Source organism: Pseudomonas cerasi, from assembly GCF_027983475.1.
Taxonomy (GTDB): Bacteria; Pseudomonadota; Gammaproteobacteria; order Pseudomonadales; family Pseudomonadaceae; genus Aquipseudomonas; species Aquipseudomonas cerasi.
In genome coordinates this window covers 543,438-561,528 of the sequence record NZ_JAQJVM010000002.1, presented here as the reverse complement: position 1 = coordinate 561,528, position 18,091 = coordinate 543,438, and the positions used below count along the sequence as shown (strand labels likewise).

The 18,091-nt window shown below is 58.4% G+C and carries 15 protein-coding genes; 8 read left to right on the top strand and 7 right to left on the bottom strand.

Annotated elements, in window-relative coordinates:
* Window positions 1-97: 97 nt before the first annotated feature.
* Window positions 98-1,345 (bottom strand): ribonucleotide-diphosphate reductase subunit beta, encoded by a 1,248-nt coding sequence (locus PI739_RS11715; RefSeq protein WP_002554639.1) that lies wholly within the window; start codon window positions 1,343-1,345, stop codon window positions 98-100.
* Window positions 1,346-1,570: 225 nt separating this feature from the next.
* Window positions 1,571-4,483, bottom strand: a complete 2,913-nt coding sequence (locus PI739_RS11710) for a ribonucleoside-diphosphate reductase subunit alpha (RefSeq protein WP_003363268.1) — start codon at window positions 4,481-4,483, stop codon at window positions 1,571-1,573.
* Between the two features lie 708 nt (window positions 4,484-5,191).
* Between PI739_RS11710 and PI739_RS11705 the strand changes: the two genes are divergently transcribed.
* From PI739_RS11705 to fhuF, 3 genes are read left to right on the top strand one after another with little or no spacing between them, the layout of a single operon-like run.
* Window positions 5,192-5,935, top strand: a complete 744-nt coding sequence (locus PI739_RS11705; RefSeq protein ID WP_024661551.1) for a response regulator — start codon at window positions 5,192-5,194, stop codon at window positions 5,933-5,935.
* 4 nt (window positions 5,936-5,939) lie between these two features.
* Window positions 5,940-7,550 carry an ATP-binding protein gene (locus tag PI739_RS11700; RefSeq protein WP_054080832.1) on the top strand — a complete coding sequence of 537 codons (1,611 nt, stop codon included), beginning with the start codon at window positions 5,940-5,942 and terminating at the stop codon, window positions 7,548-7,550.
* Window positions 7,508-8,254: a siderophore-iron reductase FhuF gene (gene fhuF / locus PI739_RS11695; RefSeq protein ID WP_054080833.1), complete on the top strand. Its 747-nt coding sequence runs from the start codon at window positions 7,508-7,510 to the stop codon at window positions 8,252-8,254. The genes PI739_RS11700 and fhuF overlap by 43 nt, the downstream gene beginning before the upstream one ends.
* Here fhuF and PI739_RS11690 read toward each other — a convergent pair whose 3' ends face one another.
* Complete coding sequence (locus PI739_RS11690; RefSeq protein WP_204912394.1) at window positions 8,255-8,980, bottom strand: 4'-phosphopantetheinyl transferase family protein; 726 nt, start codon at window positions 8,978-8,980, stop codon at window positions 8,255-8,257.
* 610 nt (window positions 8,981-9,590) lie between these two features.
* Between PI739_RS11690 and PI739_RS11685 the strand changes: the two genes are divergently transcribed.
* Window positions 9,591-10,124 carry an REP-associated tyrosine transposase gene (locus PI739_RS11685; RefSeq protein WP_003434354.1) on the top strand — a complete coding sequence of 178 codons (534 nt, stop codon included), beginning with the start codon at window positions 9,591-9,593 and terminating at the stop codon, window positions 10,122-10,124.
* A 114-nt stretch (window positions 10,125-10,238) separates the two neighbouring features.
* On the opposite strand, the gene PI739_RS11680 is transcribed toward PI739_RS11685, so the two are convergent.
* Window positions 10,239-11,027: a dienelactone hydrolase family protein gene (locus tag PI739_RS11680; protein ID WP_003363262.1), complete on the bottom strand. Its 789-nt coding sequence runs from the start codon at window positions 11,025-11,027 to the stop codon at window positions 10,239-10,241.
* A gap of 173 nt (window positions 11,028-11,200) precedes the next feature.
* On the opposite strand from PI739_RS11680, the gene PI739_RS11675 reads away from it, so the two are divergent.
* Genes PI739_RS11675 through PI739_RS11665 form a run of 3 tightly spaced genes read left to right on the top strand, consistent with a single transcriptional unit; the run spans window position 11,201 to window position 13,599 of the window.
* Window positions 11,201-11,551, top strand: a complete 351-nt coding sequence (locus tag PI739_RS11675; protein ID WP_003363261.1) for a hypothetical protein — start codon at window positions 11,201-11,203, stop codon at window positions 11,549-11,551.
* Window positions 11,552-11,578: 27 nt separating this feature from the next.
* Window positions 11,579-12,256, top strand: coding sequence for a response regulator (locus PI739_RS11670; protein WP_003407750.1), 678 nt, complete (start codon window positions 11,579-11,581; stop codon window positions 12,254-12,256).
* A complete protein-coding gene (locus tag PI739_RS11665; RefSeq protein ID WP_054080835.1) occupies window positions 12,253-13,599 on the top strand; it encodes an ATP-binding protein in 1,347 nt (448 codons plus the stop codon). Before PI739_RS11670 ends, PI739_RS11665 begins: the two co-directional genes overlap by 4 nt.
* Window positions 13,600-13,701: 102 nt before the next feature.
* Here the strand turns inward: PI739_RS11665 and PI739_RS11660 are convergent, their stop codons facing one another.
* On the bottom strand, window positions 13,702-14,424 hold the full coding sequence (locus tag PI739_RS11660; RefSeq protein WP_054080836.1) for a hypothetical protein: 723 nt from the start codon (window positions 14,422-14,424) through the stop codon (window positions 13,702-13,704).
* A gap of 544 nt (window positions 14,425-14,968) precedes the next feature.
* A complete protein-coding gene (locus PI739_RS11655) occupies window positions 14,969-15,442 on the bottom strand; it encodes a hypothetical protein (RefSeq protein WP_054080838.1) in 474 nt (157 codons plus the stop codon).
* Window positions 15,443-16,127: 685 nt separating this feature from the next.
* Between PI739_RS11655 and PI739_RS11650 the strand changes: the two genes are divergently transcribed.
* Window positions 16,128-17,480, top strand: a complete 1,353-nt coding sequence (locus PI739_RS11650) for a dicarboxylate/amino acid:cation symporter (RefSeq protein WP_003363255.1) — start codon at window positions 16,128-16,130, stop codon at window positions 17,478-17,480.
* 66 nt (window positions 17,481-17,546) lie between these two features.
* On the opposite strand, the gene PI739_RS11645 is transcribed toward PI739_RS11650, so the two are convergent.
* On the bottom strand, window positions 17,547-18,041 hold the full coding sequence (locus PI739_RS11645; RefSeq protein ID WP_003434357.1) for a SprT family zinc-dependent metalloprotease: 495 nt from the start codon (window positions 18,039-18,041) through the stop codon (window positions 17,547-17,549).
* Window positions 18,042-18,091 lie beyond the last annotated feature (50 nt).

Here is an 18,091-nt window from a genome sequence, read left to right as displayed (position 1 = left end):
AATAAAAAAGGCTGCCAGTTGGCAGCCCTTTTCTCAGAACCCGTTTCATTTTTGATGAGATGGGTTCAGCTTTTATTGCAACTCCGCGGGATGCAAATCAATCCCAGCTCAAAGCTCCACCTGTCTGATACTCAATAACCCGCGTCTCAAAGAAGTTCTTCTCTTTCTTCAAGTCCATGATCTCGCTCATCCAAGGGAACGGGTTGGTCGTTCCTGGATACTCTTCCTTCAAGCCAATCTGGCTCAGGCGGCGGTTAGCGATGAATTTCAGATAGTCTTCCATCATCGCAGCGTTCATACCGAGTACGCCGCGGGGCATGGTGTCGCGGGCGTATTCGATTTCCAGCTGGGTGCCTTGCAGGATCATCTGCGTGGCTTCTTCTTTCATCTCGGCATCCCACAGGTGTGGGTTTTCGATTTTGATCTGGTTGATCACGTCGATGCCGAAGTTCAGGTGCATGGACTCGTCGCGCAGGATGTACTGGAACTGCTCGGCGACGCCGGTCATCTTGTTGCGGCGGCCCATGGAGAGGATCTGGGTGAAGCCGCAATAGAAGAAGATGCCTTCCAGTACGCAGTAGTAAGCGATCAGGTTGCGCAGCAACTCTTTGTCGGTTTCGACGGTGCCGGTTTCGAACTTCGGATCGGAGATCGAACGGGTGTACTTCAGGCCCCAGGCTGCTTTTTTAGCGACCGATGGGATCTCGTGGTACATGTTGAAGATCTCGCCTTCATCCATGGCCAGCGATTCGATGCAGTACTGGTAGGCGTGGGTGTGGATCGCCTCTTCGAAGGCCTGGCGCAGGATGTACTGGCGGCACTCCGGGTTGGTGATCAGGCGGTACACGGCCAGTACCAGGTTGTTGGCAACCAGCGAGTCGGCAGTGGAGAAGAAGCCCAGGTTGCGCATGACGATGCGGCGCTCGTCGTCGGTCAGGCCTTCCGGGTTTTTCCAGAGGGCGATGTCGGCGGTCATGTTGACTTCTTGCGGCATCCAGTGGTTTGCGCAACCGTCCAGGTACTTCTGCCAGGCCCAGTCGTACTTGAAAGGTACGAGCTGGTTGAGGTCGGCGCGGCAGTTGATCATCATTTTTTCGTCAACCGCGACGCGGGCGCTGGCGCCTTCGAGCTCGGCCAGGCCTTCAGCGACGTCCAGTGCGTCCAGCGCTTTCTTGGCGCGGATCAGGGCAGCGGAGTCGGCGGCGGTTACGGCGCGAGCTTCCTGGGCTGCGAGGCCACCGGCGCTGTCGAGGCGGTCCATGTTGGCTTCGTTGGCGTGGCCGGCGTTGGTCGCTTTGGCGACTACTTCGCCGTCTTCTTTATCGAATTCGTCCCAGCTCAGCATGGTGTACTTCTCCTGCTTGAGGGTCAGTCGGGTGGACTGGCCTGTTGGATCCAGAGGGGGTGTTGCTTGCTTTTAAGGTGTTGCGCGCAAGGAACATGAATTTTTGGTTTTTGAGGCCTTTGGGTGAGGAGGCGGGCGGTAAGGGTAGGTTTCCCTTACCGGCCTCTTCGCGAGCAAGCTCGCTCCCACAGTTCTAAACGCGCTGTGGGGGCGAGGTGGGTTGCCTTACTGGCAAGCCTCACAATCCGGCTCGTCGATTGCGCAAGCCTTTGGCACTGGGGCCGGGCCGGCCGGTGCCGCTTCGGTTGGGCGCGGGGCGGTGATCGCCGAGTCGTCCGGGCCGTGGCCGCCGCTCGATACTGCGTTGAGCTTGCCGGTGTTGACGGTGGACTTCTCGGTGCTGGTCGCGGCCAGGGCACGGAGGTAGTAAGTGGTTTTCAGACCACGGTACCAGGCCATGCGGTAGGTCACGTCCAGCTTCTTGCCCGAAGCGCCAGCGATGTACAGGTTCAGCGACTGAGCCTGGTCGATCCACTTCTGACGACGGCTTGCCGCGTCGACGATCCACTTGGTGTCCACTTCGAAAGCAGTCGCGTAAAGCTCCTTGAGCTCCTGCGGGATGCGCTCGATCTGTTGTACCGAACCGTCGTAGTACTTCAGGTCGTTGATCATGACCGAGTCCCACAGGTCGCGGGCCTTGAGGTCGCGTACCAGGTACGGGTTGATCACGGTGAATTCGCCGGACAGGTTCGATTTCACGTAGAGGTTCTGATAGGTCGGTTCGATCGACTGCGACACGCCAGTGATGTTGGCGATGGTGGCGGTCGGTGCGATGGCCATGATGTTCGAGTTACGGATACCTTTCTGCACACGGGCACGAACCGGCGCCCAGTCCAGGGTTTCCTTCAGGTCGACATCGATGTACTTCTCGCCACGCTGCTCGATCAGGATCTGTTGCGAATCCAGCGGCAGGATGCCTTTGGACCACAGCGAACCCTGGAACGTCTCGTAGGCACCGCGCTCGTCGGCCAGGTCGCAGGACGCCTGGATGGCGTAGTAGCTGACCGCTTCCATGGACGTGTCGGCGAACTGCACGGCAGCATCGGAACCGTACGGGATGTGCTGCAGGTACAGCGCATCCTGGAAGCCCATGATACCGAGGCCGACCGGACGGTGGCGCAGGTTGGAGTTCTTGGCCTGCGGTACCGAGTAGTAGTTGATGTCGATCACGTTATCGAGCATGCGTACTGCTACATCGACGGTGCGCTTGAGCTTGTCGGTGTCCAGCTTGCCGTTGACGATGTGGTTCGGCAGGTTGATCGAGCCCAGGTTGCAGACCGCGATCTCGTCCTTGTTGGTGTTCAGGGTGATCTCGGTGCACAGGTTCGAGCTGTGAACCACGCCCACGTGCTGCTGCGGGCTGCGCAGGTTGCACGGGTCCTTGAAGGTCAGCCAAGGGTGGCCGGTTTCGAACAGCATCGAGAGCATCTTGCGCCACAGATCCTTGGCCTGGATGGTCTTGAACAGTTTGATCTTGCCTGGGTATTCGGTCAGCGCTTCGTAGTACTCGTAACGCTCCTGGAAGGCCTTGCCGGTCAGGTCGTGCAGGTCCGGTACTTCGGATGGCGAGAACAGGGTCCACGGGCCGTCGTCGAAGACGCGCTTCATGAACAGGTCAGGGATCCAGTTGGCGGTGTTCATGTCGTGGGTACGACGACGGTCATCACCGGTGTTCTTGCGCAGCTCGATGAACTCTTCGATGTCCATGTGCCAGGTTTCCAGGTAGGCACAGACAGCGCCCTTGCGCTTGCCGCCCTGGTTGACCGCAACGGCGGTGTCGTTGACCACTTTCAGGAACGGCACGACGCCTTGCGATTTGCCGTTGGTGCCCTTGATGTAAGAGCCCAGCGCACGAACCGGTGTCCAGTCGTTGCCCAGGCCGCCTGCGAATTTGGACAGCATGGCGTTGTCGTGGATCGCGTGGTAGATGCCCGACAGGTCATCCGGCACGGTGGTCAGGTAGCAGCTGGACAGCTGTGGACGCAGGGTGCCGGCGTTGAACAGCGTCGGGGTCGACGACATGTAGTCGAACGACGACAGCAGGTTGTAGAACTCGATGGCGCGATCTTCACGGGCTTTCTCTTCGATTGCCAGGCCCATGGCCACGCGCATGAAGAAGATCTGCGGCAGTTCGAAACGCACGCCATCCTTGTGGATGAAGTAACGGTCGTACAGGGTTTGCAGGCCCAGGTAGGTGAACTGCTGATCACGCTCGTGGTTGATCGCCTTGCCGAGTTTTTCGAGGTCGAATTCGGCCAGCACAGGGTTGAGCAGTTCGAACTTGATACCGGTGGCGACGTAGGCAGGCAGCGCCTTGGCGTACAGGTCGGCCATTTCGTGGTGAGTGGCGCTGTCGGCGACACCGAGGAAACCCAGGCCTTCGGCACGCAGGGTGTCCATCAGCAGGCGGGCGGTGACGAACGAGTAGTTCGGCTCGCGCTCGACCAGGGTACGGGCGGTCATCACCAGCGCGGTGTTGACGTCTTTCAGGGCCACGCCGTCGTACAGGTTTTTCAGGGTTTCGGTCTGGATCAGGTCGGCGTCGACTTCAGCCAGGCCTTCGCACGCTTCGGTGACGATGGTGTTCAGGCGGCCCATGTCCAGCGGCGCAAAGCTGCCGTCGGCGCGGGTGATGCGGATCGACGGGTGAGCCTGGACCTGCTCTTCGGGGGCGCGAACGGCACGCTCCTTGGCGCGCGAGTCACGGTAGATGACGTAGTCGCGAGCCACTTTCTGCTCGCCGGCACGCATCAGTGCCAGTTCGACCTGATCCTGGATTTCTTCGATGTGGATGGTGCCGCCCGAAGGCATGCGACGCTTGAACGTGGCGCTGACCTGTTCGGTCAGGCGTGCAACGGTGTCATGGATGCGCGACGAGGCAGCAGCATTGCCGCCTTCAACTGCAAGAAACGCCTTGGTGATGGCAACGGTGATCTTGTCGTCCGTGTAGGGAACGACAGTACCGTTACGCTTGATCACGCGCAGTTGACCGGGGGCAGTGGCAGACAGATCCTGCTGGGTCTGGCTTGCCTGCGGCGCGCCGGTCGGCGAGTTCTCGCGAGTTGTGTCTGTTTGCATGTGTGACTCCACGTTCTTTAAGTTTGTTCGGGCATTGCTGCCCACCATTTCGTTTAGAGCAGTCAGTCGCAAAAGGCGACCAAAGGGCTCCAAAACGAAGGTGAAAGCGGGGTGCTGTCGCCGCTTCCAGGTTTTGAAGCCAAAAAGGACCGGGCTATGCCCGATCCTTCGAAAATCTGATCAAAAGTGCGTGTTCGATGTTGCAAAACGTGTACGGGATGGCTCTGGTTCACGCGCGAGCGTCTTGGTGCCTAAACTGGCTTGAAGTTCAACCCCTCAGACGCAACAAAAATGCTTGAATTTCCCATTTGAGTTGTGCTGGCGTTTTTATTCAAAACCCCACATGTAGGGTGTGTCTCGTCGCCGGGCTACAAGATAATGCGTTTTGGACATGAATTGCAACGCACCGCTTGTGGATAAAGTGTGTGTAGTTTGTGTATGAATCGCACACCTTGCGTGTAGGCCGCATAACTACTGGATCGTGACCGTTTGTCACCGTTTTCTGTAGGCACTGGTGAGGCACTGCTGATTTTTAAGGGCGCGAACCCTATCACAAAAAAACACAGCTGAAAGGCCGTTCTGGCATGTCATGTGCTATGCCGCGTGCGGTGTCGTGTGATCCGCGCAAGGGTTGCTACACTCGCCTGCGACGTGGTGCCGCAACCCCTGCATTTCAAAAACAAAAAGCGCTCGATAACGACAAGGAAGATTGCTGTGGAGCCACATACCTGGCACGTGCTGATCGTCGAGGATGACCAGCGACTGGCCGAACTGACCAGCGATTACCTGCAGAGCCACGGTCTGCGCGTGAGCATCGAAGGCGACGGCGCGCTGGCGGCGGCGCGGATCATCGCCGAGCAGCCGGATCTGGTGATCCTCGACCTGATGCTGCCCGGCGAGGACGGTTTCAGCATCTGCCGCAGCGTACGTGACCGCTACGACGGGCCGATTCTGATGCTCACCGCGCGCACCGATGATACCGACCATATAGAAGGACTCGACACCGGCGCCGACGATTTCGTCTGCAAACCGGTGCATCCGCGCGTGTTGTTGGCGCGTATCAAAGCCTTGCTGCGCCGCAGTGAAGCGCCGCAGGTGCCGGCTGCCGAGCTGCGCCGTCTGGTGTTCGGTCCGTTGGTGGTGGACAACGCACTGCGTGAGGCCTGGCTGCGCGAGCAGAGCATCGAACTGACCGGTGCCGAGTTCGACCTGCTGTGGCTGCTGGTGGCCAACGCCGGGCGCACGCTGTCCCGCGAAGAGATATTCACCGCGTTGCGCGGCGTGGGGTACGACGGGCAGGATCGCTCCATCGATGTGCGTATCTCGCGTATCCGCCCGAAAATCGGCGACGATCCCATTCATCCGCGTCTGATCAAGACCGTGCGCAGCAAGGGCTATCTGTTTGTGCCCGAAGCGGCTCAGGACATGAGCGGCCACGTGTTCAGCGGATGACCTGATGAATTCGATCTTTCTGCGCATCTACGGTGGCGTACTGGGCGTGTTGGTGCTGGTCGCGCTGCTCGGCGTGCTGGCCCTGCATGTGCTCAATCAGTCGCGCGGCGAGCAGTATCGCGAGCGCTTGGCTCACGGCACCTTTACGATCATGGCCGACAATCTGGTGCCGCTCGATGGCATCGAACGGCGCCGCGCCCTGGCGATCTGGGAGCGCCTGCTGGGGATTCCCCTGAGCCTGCAAAGTCTTGAGCAGGCTCACCTCGACAGCAGCGCACTGGGCCAACTGGCGCGCGGCAAGGTGGTGGTCGAACAGATCGGGCCGCACGCTGCCAGGGTTTATCGTCAGTTGAGCGACAAGGAGCCGCTGTTGCTGACCGGCGAAGTGCAGCAGATCACCGAACAATTGGCGAGAGCCACTATCTACCTGCTGATCGATGAACTGGTGCGCTTTCCGGTCGACGAGCAACCTGCGCGGCTGCAGGCCCTGCGCAGCGACAAGGGATTCGGTTTCGACCTGCACCTGCTGGCGCTGGATCAGGCGGATCTGGACGATGACCAGCGCCGCCGCGTCTATGAGGGCGATACGGTCATGGCGCTGGGCAAGGGCGGCGATTCGATCCGCGTGCTGGCCGGGATCGTCGACACCAACTGGGTGCTGGAAATCGGTCCGCTGTACCAGATGAACCCTTATCCGCTGCATTGGCTGTTGCTGATCGCCTTGATGGGCCTGTGTCTGATTGGTCTGGTGGTGTACTTGCTGGTGCGGCGTCTGGAGCGACGGGTGCTGGAGCTGGAGGCGGCCGCCACGCAGATTACCCAGGGCAGCCTGCACACCCGCGTGCCGACCGAGGGCTCCGACTCGGTGGGGCGTGTGGCGGCGGCGTTCAACAGCATGGCCGAGCATCTGCAGCGCTCGTTGATGATCCAGCGCGAACTGGTGCGCGCGGTGTCTCACGAACTGCGCACGCCGGTGGCGCGGCTGCGTTTCGGTCTGGAGATGGTCAGCGACGCCGCCACTCCCGAGGCGCGGCGCAAATACATGCGCGGCATGGACAGCGATATCCAGGACCTCGACAAGCTGGTCGATGAGATGCTCACCTACGCGCGTCTTGAGCAGGGCGCGCCGATCCTGAATTTCCAGCGTGTCGATCTGGATGCGCTGATTGATCAGGTGATCGCCGAACTGGCGCCATTGCGCGCCGACGTACGGGTTTCGCGCGGCGAATGCCTGAGGGCCGAAGAGGGAGAGGCTGCCTGGGTCGAGGGCGAGCCGCGCTACCTGCACCGCGCGGTGCAGAACCTGGTGAGCAATGCGCTGCGCCATGCCGAGAGCGAGGTGCGCATCAGCTATCGGCTGGAGGCGCAGCAGTGCCGTATCGACGTGGACGACGATGGTCCTGGCGTTCCGGAACAGGCGTGGGAACAGATTTTCACACCGTTCATGCGCATCGATGACAGCCGCACCCGAGCCTCGGGCGGGCATGGGCTGGGCTTGTCGATCGTGCGGCGGATCATCCATTGGCATGAAGGTCGTGCGCTGATCGGGCATAGCGTCAGCCTGGGCGGGGCGTGCTTCAGCCTGTCCTGGCCGCGCATGCAGGTGCCGCGTTGAGATTGCCGTTGTTTGTCGGGCCATTTGCGCAGTTCGGGCGGACGTTGCTGACGGCGGATGATGCGCGCCCGGTAGTGACGTTGCCTGATCTGCTGCAGCCCGAGCGTCTCGATCAACTGCTGCTGGCTGTTTACGGGCCGCAGTTAATGCCCGATCAATTGCCGGTGCTGGTGTCGCAGTGGGCCAAGTTTTACTTCATGCAACTGATTCCGCCGGTGCTGGTGGCCGGCCTGGTGCATGACTGGCATTGGCCGTTGCAGCTTGAGCAGGTAGCGCTGGCGCTGGATGAGCGCGGCGTGCCGAACGGCGTCAGGCTGGCGGAGGAGGGACGCGTCTGGCGGGGTATGTCGGTTGATCCGTTTCAGCGCTTTGCCGGATTGCTCGATGACAATCTTCAGCCCTTCATTGCATCGCTGAGCGCTTATGGCGGACTGCCTGCCGCGGTGTTATGGAGCAGCGCCGGGGATTATCTGGAGGGCTGCCTTGCTCAACTGGCCACGTGCAGTGATGTGTCGCTGGCTGCGGGGCTGGCGCTGTTAAGCGAGAGGAAAAGGCCGGACGGGCGCGCCAATCCTCTGTTTCAGGCGGTGCGTTATGTGCCGCAGGCGCAGGGCGGCGAACCACGCAGGCAACGGCGTGTGTGCTGTTTGAGTCATCGGGTTGAGTGGGTTGGGCGTTGCGAACATTGTCCGCTGCCCGGCTGATCAACCTTCGACGGCAACCAGGCTCAACAGGTGATCGTCCTGCACACTGAACTGACCGTCCAGCTCCTTGCCCGCATGCCACTCGCTGGACAGGTCGATCAGCAGCTGTAGCCGTGCGCGGCCGTCGGCGGACCATTCCAGCAGTTGCGCGTCTTCGAAGTAGAAGCGCTTGTGCACGATGGGGTAGAGCGCCTTGAACAGCGCTTCCTTGATTGAAAAGGTCAGGGTCACGCGCAGTGCGATCTGATCTTCTGGGCCCGCCGCCATCTCTGCCAGCTCGGCCGCCGTCAGAATCTCCCCGGCCAGGCGTGAGGCGCGGTCGTGGCTCAGCAGGTTTTCCGTGTCCAGCCCCAACCCGCGCCACTGCTGCTTGTGCGCCACCACGGCGGCAGCCCAGCCGGTGCTGTGAGTGATCGAACCACAGATATCAGCGGGCCAGATTGGCGCGCGGTCTTCCCCCACCACCGGAACATGTAAGCGGCCATCCAGCTGACGCATGGCTTCACGGGCGCAGAGACGACCGGCGAGGAATTCAGTCTGACGCTTGGCCACCGAACGCTGAATGCTGGCCGGCATTTGCAGCTCACAACGCTGAAAGTCGCCGTCGACCAGCTTGAGCGGATCAAAATGTCCACTCACCAGTACCGCTCCCGGCAAGGCTTGTGGCAACGGCCAATGCCGGATCAGTTCCGGGCAGCAGATGGGGAGGTCGGATAGTCGAGTCATGGGCGGCATTTTGCCGGGGGAATGGGTTGGAGGGAAGGGCACTGGTAACATCTGCGTCCTCTTGACGACGCAGAGCGTCGAGACCTGCATTCCCACGCTGGAGCGTGCGGAATGATCGTAACTATCGTGCGTCGCTCCGCGTCGCATGCCTTTCCGGACGCTCCGCGTCCTCTTGCGACGCAGAGCGTCGAGAACTGCATTCCCACGCTGGAGCGTGAGGAACGATCATCGCAACTATCGTGCGTCGCTCCGCGTCGCATACCTTTCCGGACGCTCCGCGTCCTCTTGGCGACGCAGAGCGTCGAGAACGGCATTCCCACGCAGGAGCGTGAGGAACGATCACCACAACTATCGTGCGTCGCTCCGCGTCGCATGCCTTTCCGGACGCTCTGCGTCCTCTTGCGACGCAGAGCGTCGAGAACTGCATTCCCACGCTGGAGCGTGAGGAACGATCATCGCAACTATCGTGCGGCGCTCCGCGTCGCATGCCTTTCTGGACGCTCCGCGTCCTCTTGGCGGTGCATAGCAAAAAACTGGTCACACTTTCATTATTTCCACGTACTCGGTCGGAAGGTACTTTTCACGGCTCTGATGATTCAAGGATGAACACATGGGCCGGAGTAGATACACGATCACCGAACCTGAAAAACCTCATTTCCTGACGTGCACGGTGGTGGAGTGGTTACCGCTTTTTACCCGGCCTGTTCTGGTAGACATTCTGTTGAATGCCTGGCGCTACCAACAGGCTCATCAGGGACTGCAGCTCTTCGGGTATGTCGTACTGGAAAACCATTTGCACTTCGTGGCCCAAGCGCCCGCCTTGGACAAATGTGTGAGCAGTTTCAAGTCGTTTACGGCTCGACAGATAATCGAAGCACTTGAGAACGCCAACGCCGAGAGCACGCTGGAGCGTCTGCGATTCGTCAAGCGTCTGCACAAGAGTGACAGGGTGTATCAGGTCTGGCAGGAAGGAGCTCATGCCGAGCTTGTGTGGAGTGAAAAGGTTATGCGGCAGAAGCTCGATTACATTCACCACAACCCGGTAAAGAGAGGCTACGTGGACATCGGTGAGCACTGGAGGTACTCCAGCGCTCGCGATTATGAGGGGCAGCGCGGTTTGATCGATATTCAGCGCTGGTATTGACGCATAGCGTGCGGAGCGATGACCTCAACTATCGTGCGGCGCTCCGCGTCGCATGCCTTTCCGGACACTCCGCGTCCTCCCCGTTTCGGGCGGACGCGGAGTTTCAGTTATCGCTCAACCAAATATCTTTTTGAAAAACACTTTCATGTCCGCCCAGGAGCTCTCATCGGCGGCCTTGTCGTAGCCGATGTCCGGGCCGCCGTGTTCGCCGTGGCTGAGGCGGTCGGCGTCTGGGTTGGTGAAGCCGTGTTTGGCGCCGTCGATGCTGACGAATTTGTAGTCAGCCTTGGCGTCGTCCATTTCCTTCTTGAACGCGGTGACGTTTTCAGGGGTGACCATGCTGTCCTTGGCGCCGTGTTCGACCAGCATTGGCACCTTGATACCCGGTTTCGCCGGGGTGTTGGTGACCAGTGCGCCGTGGAAACTTACCACGCCCAGCAGCGGCTCATCGCGGCGTGCCGCATCGAGCACGATCTTGCCGCCGAAGCAGTAACCGATCGCGGCGATCTTTTTCGGATCGGTCTGAGGCTGCTGCTTCAATTGCTCCAGCCCGGCGTCAAAACGCTTGTCTGCGGCATCGCTGTCCTTCAACGCGGCCTGCATGAAGGCCATCGCGTCCTTCGGGTGTTCGGTGTTCTTGCCTTCGCCGTACATATCGATGGCCATTGCGCTGTAACCCAGTGCAGCCAGATCGCGAGCGCGGCGCTTGGCGTAGTCGTTCAGGCCCCACCATTCATGAACCACCAGAACGCCAGGGCGCGGGCCTTTTACCGCGTCGTCGTAAGCGTAATAGCCCACCAGCTTGGTGCCGTCGGCACTTTTATAATCGATCTGCTCGGTCTTGATCGCCGCCTGGGCGAGGCCGGTCAGGCCCATCATGATCATTGCAATCCACACACGCATGGTCAGCTCCTTGTTGATGTTTTGAAGTGGCAAACAACGATAGCCGATTCTGCTGCACAGGGTGCGGATGACTGTTCAGCGCCGGTTCATGCAGTGTTCAGTCGGGGTTCAGCCCGGCGCGATTACTGTTGGCCCATACCTTGACAGCGTCCCCGAGCGCAAAAGGAGTCGATATGTTGAATCTCAACAAGTTTTTCCTGGCCCTGGCTTTTCTGGGCGGCAGTGCTGCGGTGCAGGCGGGTGATGGTCGGCTTGACGTGGCCCGTATCGAGTTCAGCAAGACCAGCGAAAGGCTTGACGATACCAACAGCTGGGGACACGCGCTCGGGGAGCAGGCGCATTCCAACGTCTCGGCGGGGACGCTTTATTCGCCACCGGTTTACGGCAGCCTGACGGGCACTCACAATGGTGCGCCTGTCAGCCGCGAAATCCTGCTGGGCAGCTATGATGTGACACAGCACGTGCCCGTCAGCGCCCGCCTGTTGAGTACTGATGCGACGATGTCGTTTCATTCTTTGTCTTGAGGCTGCGATTGTGCCTGGGAGAGCTGCATGAAGTTGTTGGTAGTTGAGGATGAAGCGCTGCTGCGCCACCACCTGCGAACCCGTCTGACCGAAGCCGGGCATGTGGTGGAAGCGGTGGCCAACGCTGAAGAGGCGTTGTATCAGGTCGCGCAATTCAATCACGACCTGGCGGTGATCGACCTGGGCCTGCCGGGCATCGGCGGCCTGGACCTGATTCGCCAGCTGCGCACATTGGGCAAGGCGTTTCCGATTCTGATTCTGACCGCGCGTGGCAACTGGCAGGACAAGGTCGAAGGCCTGGCTGCCGGTGCTGACGACTACGTGGTCAAACCTTTCCAGTTCGAAGAGCTGGAGGCACGGCTGAACGCTTTGTTACGGCGTTCCAGCGGCTTCATCCAGTCAACCATCACCGCTGGCCCGCTGTTGCTGGACCTCAATCGCAAGCACGCCGCCCTGGCCGAGCAGCCCTTGGCGCTGACGGCCTACGAATACCGCATTCTCGAGTACCTGATGCTCCATCATCAGCAAGTGGTGCCCAAGGAGCGTCTGATGGAGCAGCTGTACCCCGATGACGACGAGCGCGACCCGAACGTGATCGAAGTGCTGGTCGGTCGTCTGCGTCGCAAACTGGACAGCAGCGTAGCCTTCAAACCTATCGAAACCGTGCGCGGCATGGGCTATCTGTTCAATGAGCGCTGTACGTGATTCGTTCGCTTCGCCTGCGCCTGATGCTGGGCGCCGCCACGCTGGCGGTGATCTTCATGCTGCTGATGCTGCCTGCACTGCAGGGGGCGTTCAGCCTGGCGCTGCGCGGAGCGATCGAGCAACGCCTGGCTTCTGATGTAACGACCATGATTTCGGCGGCTCGCGTCGAAAACGACCATTTGTTGATGCCCTCAGTGTTGCCGGGCGAACAATTCAATCTGCCCGGCAGCCGACTGCTGGGTTACATCTATAACCGCCAGGGGCAGATGGTCTGGCGCTCGTTGTCGACCGAAGGCGAAAACATCGACTACCGCCCGCAATACGACGGGCAGGGCAGCGAGTTCACCAAGATCAAGGAAATCAATGGCGATGAGTATTTCGTCTATGACGTCGAGATCCGGCTGCTCGGCGGGCGCAATGCCGCGTTCAGTATCGTTGCCGTGCAGCCGTTGCGCGGCTATCAGGAAACCATCGACGGTTTGCGCCGCAAGCTCTATCTGGGCTTTGGCGCAGCACTGGCGGTGCTGCTCGGGTTGCTGTGGATGGGCCTGACCTGGGGGCTGCGGGCCTTGCGCGGCTTGAGCCAGGAACTGGATCAAGTGGAAGCCGGTGCGCGCGACAGCCTCAGCGAAGAACACCCCAGCGAACTGCTGCGCCTGACCGATTCGCTCAACCGCCTGTTGCGCAGCGAGCGGGAGCAACGGATCCGTTACCGCGATTCTCTGGATGACCTGGCGCATAGCCTGAAAACCCCGCTGGCGGTCTTGCAGGGCGTAAGCGAGAACATCGCCAAGCGTCCCGAGGATGTCGAGCAGGCGTGGGTGCTGCAATCGCAGATCGAACGCATGAGCCAGCAGATCGGCTATCAACTGCAGCGGGCCAGCCTGCGCAAAAGCGGTCTGGTGCGCCATCACGTGATGTTGCGGCCTGTGGTCGAAAGCCTGTGCAACACGCTGGACAAGGTGTATCGCGACAAACAGGTCAAGGCCACGCTGGACCTCCCCGAGCACTGCCAGGTGCACATGGAGGAGGGCGCGCTGCTGGAAATGCTCGGCAACCTGCTGGAAAACGCCTATCGGCTGTGCCTGAGCGAAGTGCGCGTGAGCTTTACCCGCTCAGTGGACGGCGATGAGCTGTGCGTCGAAGACGATGGCCCCGGCGTCCCGCAGAGCCAGCGTGCCCGCATTCTCGAACGCGGCGAACGGCTGGACCGCCAGAACCCCGGGCAAGGCATCGGCCTGGCGGTGGTCAAGGACATCATCGAAAGCTACGGCGCGCAACTGACGCTGGGTGATTCCCCATTGGGTGGCGCGGCGTTCAGGATTCATTTTCTGGCGCAGTGAGGGCAGGAGCGCGTCAAGAATCTCGCCCGACGTTTCAATTTTCTGAAGTAAAGCTCCGCGTTTGTCATCACTGAACCGCTGATAATCATCACCAATTGCGTATCAGTTGCCTGGCTTCTTACGATGGGAAGCCAGCCATTTAAATAGTCGACTTAGCCACCACTTGCTACGTGCTTCGCGAATCTCTTCAATATTTGCGAACGTGTAAGGCGCATTATTTTTTTCTTTCTGCATGAGTACGATCAAACCGCGTATGGCGAATCGGTAATGAAACATCAGATACAGTGTTAGTACTATTGAGGCGAAGCCGACCAAAAGGCCTGTGCTGGCCGCTCCGAACGTTTTGAGAATGATGCTGGAAATCAGTGTGGTCACGCCAGCTATTATTCCGCTTTGTACATTGTAGCTAGTGTGCTCTGTGATGACTCTACCATTGTGGGTCTTGAAAGGAAGTGCTTCATGGTTGAAGCGGCTTTTGACGATTATCAGGAATCCAATCAGCACAAGCAATAAAGGAAGGCACGCCCAGAGCGCTGCAGTGACGGTATCTTGATGGAAATCATTTTTTGATACGGTGTAGGTACTTCCGACGCTTATAATAGTGAATGTTAGCAGTATGACGGCATAAAACTGCGCAGCAAAAGCAGAGAAGCGCTCGTTGACATAAATCAAAAACAGCGTGCGACCCAGAAATACAAAGAGAGAGCCCACTGCAAACCACAGCAGAAAGGGGGATTTGGATGATAGAATAAATATAAAGAAATAAAGTAAAATAGTATTGGCGTAAAGTACTTTTCTTATTGAGCTGGGTTGTGTATCTACCATGCTGCTGCTCTCCACTGCTTTAAACGCTCCGCGATAGATTTGTCCCAGCCGGAGTCTCCCATAAAGTACTGCGCCGCCAATCCGGCTATTAACCCGGCACCAATGATTACTACAAGTGGTGCGCTTGCTCCTATCATGACAGTGGCTATATATCCAGCGCCGAAGGCTGCGAGATTAGTAGGCTGCGTATCTGCGGACTTATCTAAGAACTCCCCCATAGAGCTTGAACTTGTAGCATCCATGTAGGCTTGGGGGCCTACAGCCAAGGCAAATCCTATTATGTTACCACCGATAAGTTTTGGGACTCCTCGGGCTCCTTCCGAATTTAGTCGTGCAGAAGAGTTTAAAGCTTTTGCAGTACCTGTGGTCGGGATATGCACAGCCTGACCCGCATTGGCGCCAAATATTCTATACCTGATCGCTTCTGCGGTTAGAGGTACTTCCAAATGAAGCTTTCCGTTGATTCTGATAATCTTGAATCTGCCTTTGAACTTTTTGTTAACTTTGCTGAAGTTCTCTGAGCCTTTGGTTTTCGCCCAGGCATTTAGTTTTTTTGTAGGCCGGACGGAAGGTCCATTAAGTCCGAAACTTTTTTTGTCTTTGAGGCCGCGGAAATCATTCCGCCTACACTGGCAGCTGTACCAGGTAGGTTACTGGAGGAAAATAATAACGGTCCAACGACAGGAATGCTCATCGCTTCTTTTTGAAGATTCGCTAATGCCTCAGCTGAAATATCCAATCCAGTTCGCAGATTTGCAATAATATCTCTCAAAAAAAGGGCTGATGACTTCGATTCTGTTTCATTCAGATTGGCGTCTGGATCCTTTAGCTCATTGATAAGAATCATTGCAGCGCTGACATCGTCAATAGCGTAGTAGCCACCAAACGTCATGAGCGCAGAGGTTCGCTGAGTCGGCTGCTCGCTGGGAAAGGACTTTTGTCCTTGGCCAAGCAGACCTGCTTGGCTGCTGGGCCCTCGTAACATTGCAGCAGTACGAGGTAAAAGCCTTTCATCCATGTACGTCACTCCGTGTGCTGTGAAATTTATGATTTAAGGATTTCACAAAATCTTGCATCAGTAATTCGAGATCTCGCAGGCGTGATGGCAATTTGCCGTGCGAGTGCGTCAGGATTGGTTTGGCTGACGATATGAACTCCTTTGGGGTTCATAATTACGACATCGCAACACGCATCAAGGGTGCCCCATTTTTTTAAAATAATGAAGAGACTAGGGCAATGATTTTTGAGCGAAAGCGTTTAAGGGTGCGGGATTCAAGGTTAGACAACGGTGTGGGAAGGCCGCTTATTCTGGCGCAGTGACCGCTTAAACCGCTTCGGCCTGCGACATTTTAGTAATGCGCGACATTTGATACGCGTACTCAAACGGGAGTTTGATCAAGCGACGCGCAGAAAGGGCTTCGTCAGGCGGCGGATACCCGCCACTGTGTGCGCATTTTTCCCACCATACGGCGGAAAACCGCCACCTCTCTTGTGGAATCCCTACTACCGTTACCAGTGTGCGCCTTGTATTGCGGGGTTTTGATATCAAAATGATTCTATGGCACGCGTATTGCTACCTACATGGCAGAGGCCTGCCTTGCGCAGCTCGACAAAACAAATCCCTCCAGTGCAGGAGGGTTAGCGCTTTATAGGCTCGCGTGCATCAGGTGAAGATGCCGACGACGCCCTTGAGGAAAACTGCAATGACGACTCGTCAGCCCATCTACAAATCCCTCTATTTTCAGGTAATCGTAGCGATTGTCATCGGTATCCTGATCGGTCACTTCTATCCGGACACCGGCAAGGCGTTAAAACCGCTGGGTGACGGGTTCATCAAACTGATCAAGATGGTCATTGCCCCGATCATCTTCTGTACCGTTGTCAGCGGCATCGCCGGCATGCAGAGCATGAAGTCGGTCGGCAAGACCGGCGGCTACGCGCTGCTGTACTTCGAGATCGTTTCGACCATCGCCCTGCTGATCGGTCTGATCGTGGTCAACGTGGTTCAGCCGGGTGTCGGCATGAACATCGACGTCAGCACGCTCGACGCTTCGAAGATCGCCGCCTACGTCACTGCCGGTCAGGATCAGAGCATCGTCGGCTTTATCCTTAACGTGATTCCGAACACCATCGTCGGCGCGTTTGCCAACGGCGATATCCTGCAAGTGCTGATGTTCTCGGTGATCTTCGGCTTCGCGCTGCATCGCCTGGGTGCCTACGGCAAGCCGGTTCTGGACTTCATCGATCGCTTCGCCCACGTGATGTTCAACATCATCAACATGATCATGAAACTGGCCCCGCTGGGTGCGTTCGGTGCCATGGCCTTCACCATCGGTGCCTATGGCGTCAGCTCGCTGGTGCAGCTGGGTCAGTTGATGATCTGCTTCTACATCACCTGCGTTCTGTTCATCGTGTTTGTACTGGGCGCGATCGCCCGCGCTCACGGCTTCAGCATCTTCAAGCTGATTCGCTACATCCGTGAAGAGCTGTTGATCGTACTGGGTACTTCTTCTTCGGAATCGGCCCTGCCGCGCATGCTGATCAAGATGGAGCGCCTGGGTGCCAAGAAGTCTGTGGTTGGTCTGGTTATCCCGACGGGCTACTCGTTCAACCTGGACGGTACGTCGATCTACCTGACCATGGCTGCCGTATTCATCGCTCAGGCGACCAACACGCACATGGACATCACGCACCAGATCACCCTGTTGCTGGTGTTGCTGCTGTCGTCCAAAGGTGCTGCCGGCGTAACCGGTAGCGGCTTCATCGTGCTGGCTGCGACCCTGTCGGCTGTAGGCCACCTGCCGGTTGCCGGTCTGGCGCTGATTCTGGGTATCGACCGCTTCATGTCCGAAGCCCGCGCCCTGACCAACCTGGTCGGTAACGCCGTTGCTACCGTTGTGGTTGCCAAGTGGGTCGGCGAGCTGGACACCGACAAGCTGCAGTCCGAGCTGGCTTCCGGTGGCTCTGCCATTCTGGAAACCCGCCCTGAAGACGACCTCGGCGTTGCCGAAGGCCCGACTCCAGCGGCTGCGGTGAACACCACCAAGACCGTCTGATAACCTTCAGGCCATAAAAAACCCATCTTCGGATGGGTTTTTTTATGCCTGCAGTTTGCCGGAGGATTATTCCGTGCGCGTCTCGCCGCTGAACACCAGAGGCTCGCGGCAGCGACGGCACAGATAGCGCCGGCCCTTGCGGACCATGCCGTGACGCTGCGCGGTGAACGGAAAGTCGCTGTCGGGGCACGGGCAGCGGTAGATGTAACGGATCACACTGCGCCGTTTGATCGCATAGGTATGGCAGCGATTGGGCGGCAGCTCATAGACGCCGCGCATGATCAATTGCCATTCTTCGCCGTGCGGCTGAATGCTGCCACCGAACAACTGGTGGGCAATCAGGTGCGCAACCTCGTGGGGTACGGTCTGGCGCAGGAAGTCTTCGGCGTTTTCCTTGTAGAGCTGCGGGTTGAAGCGCAACAGGTTTTCATGCAGATGAGCGACACCGGCCTTCTGACCGCGCAACTGGAAACTGACCACCGGGCGTTTGAAGGTGCGCTTGAAGAAGGCTTCGGCTTGTTGGTAACAGGTCTCGACGCGTGAATTGAGTTGTTCGGGCATGCTGTGGGGTTCTCCAGTGCGCCAAGTATGCCGCAATGTGGCTAAGCTCT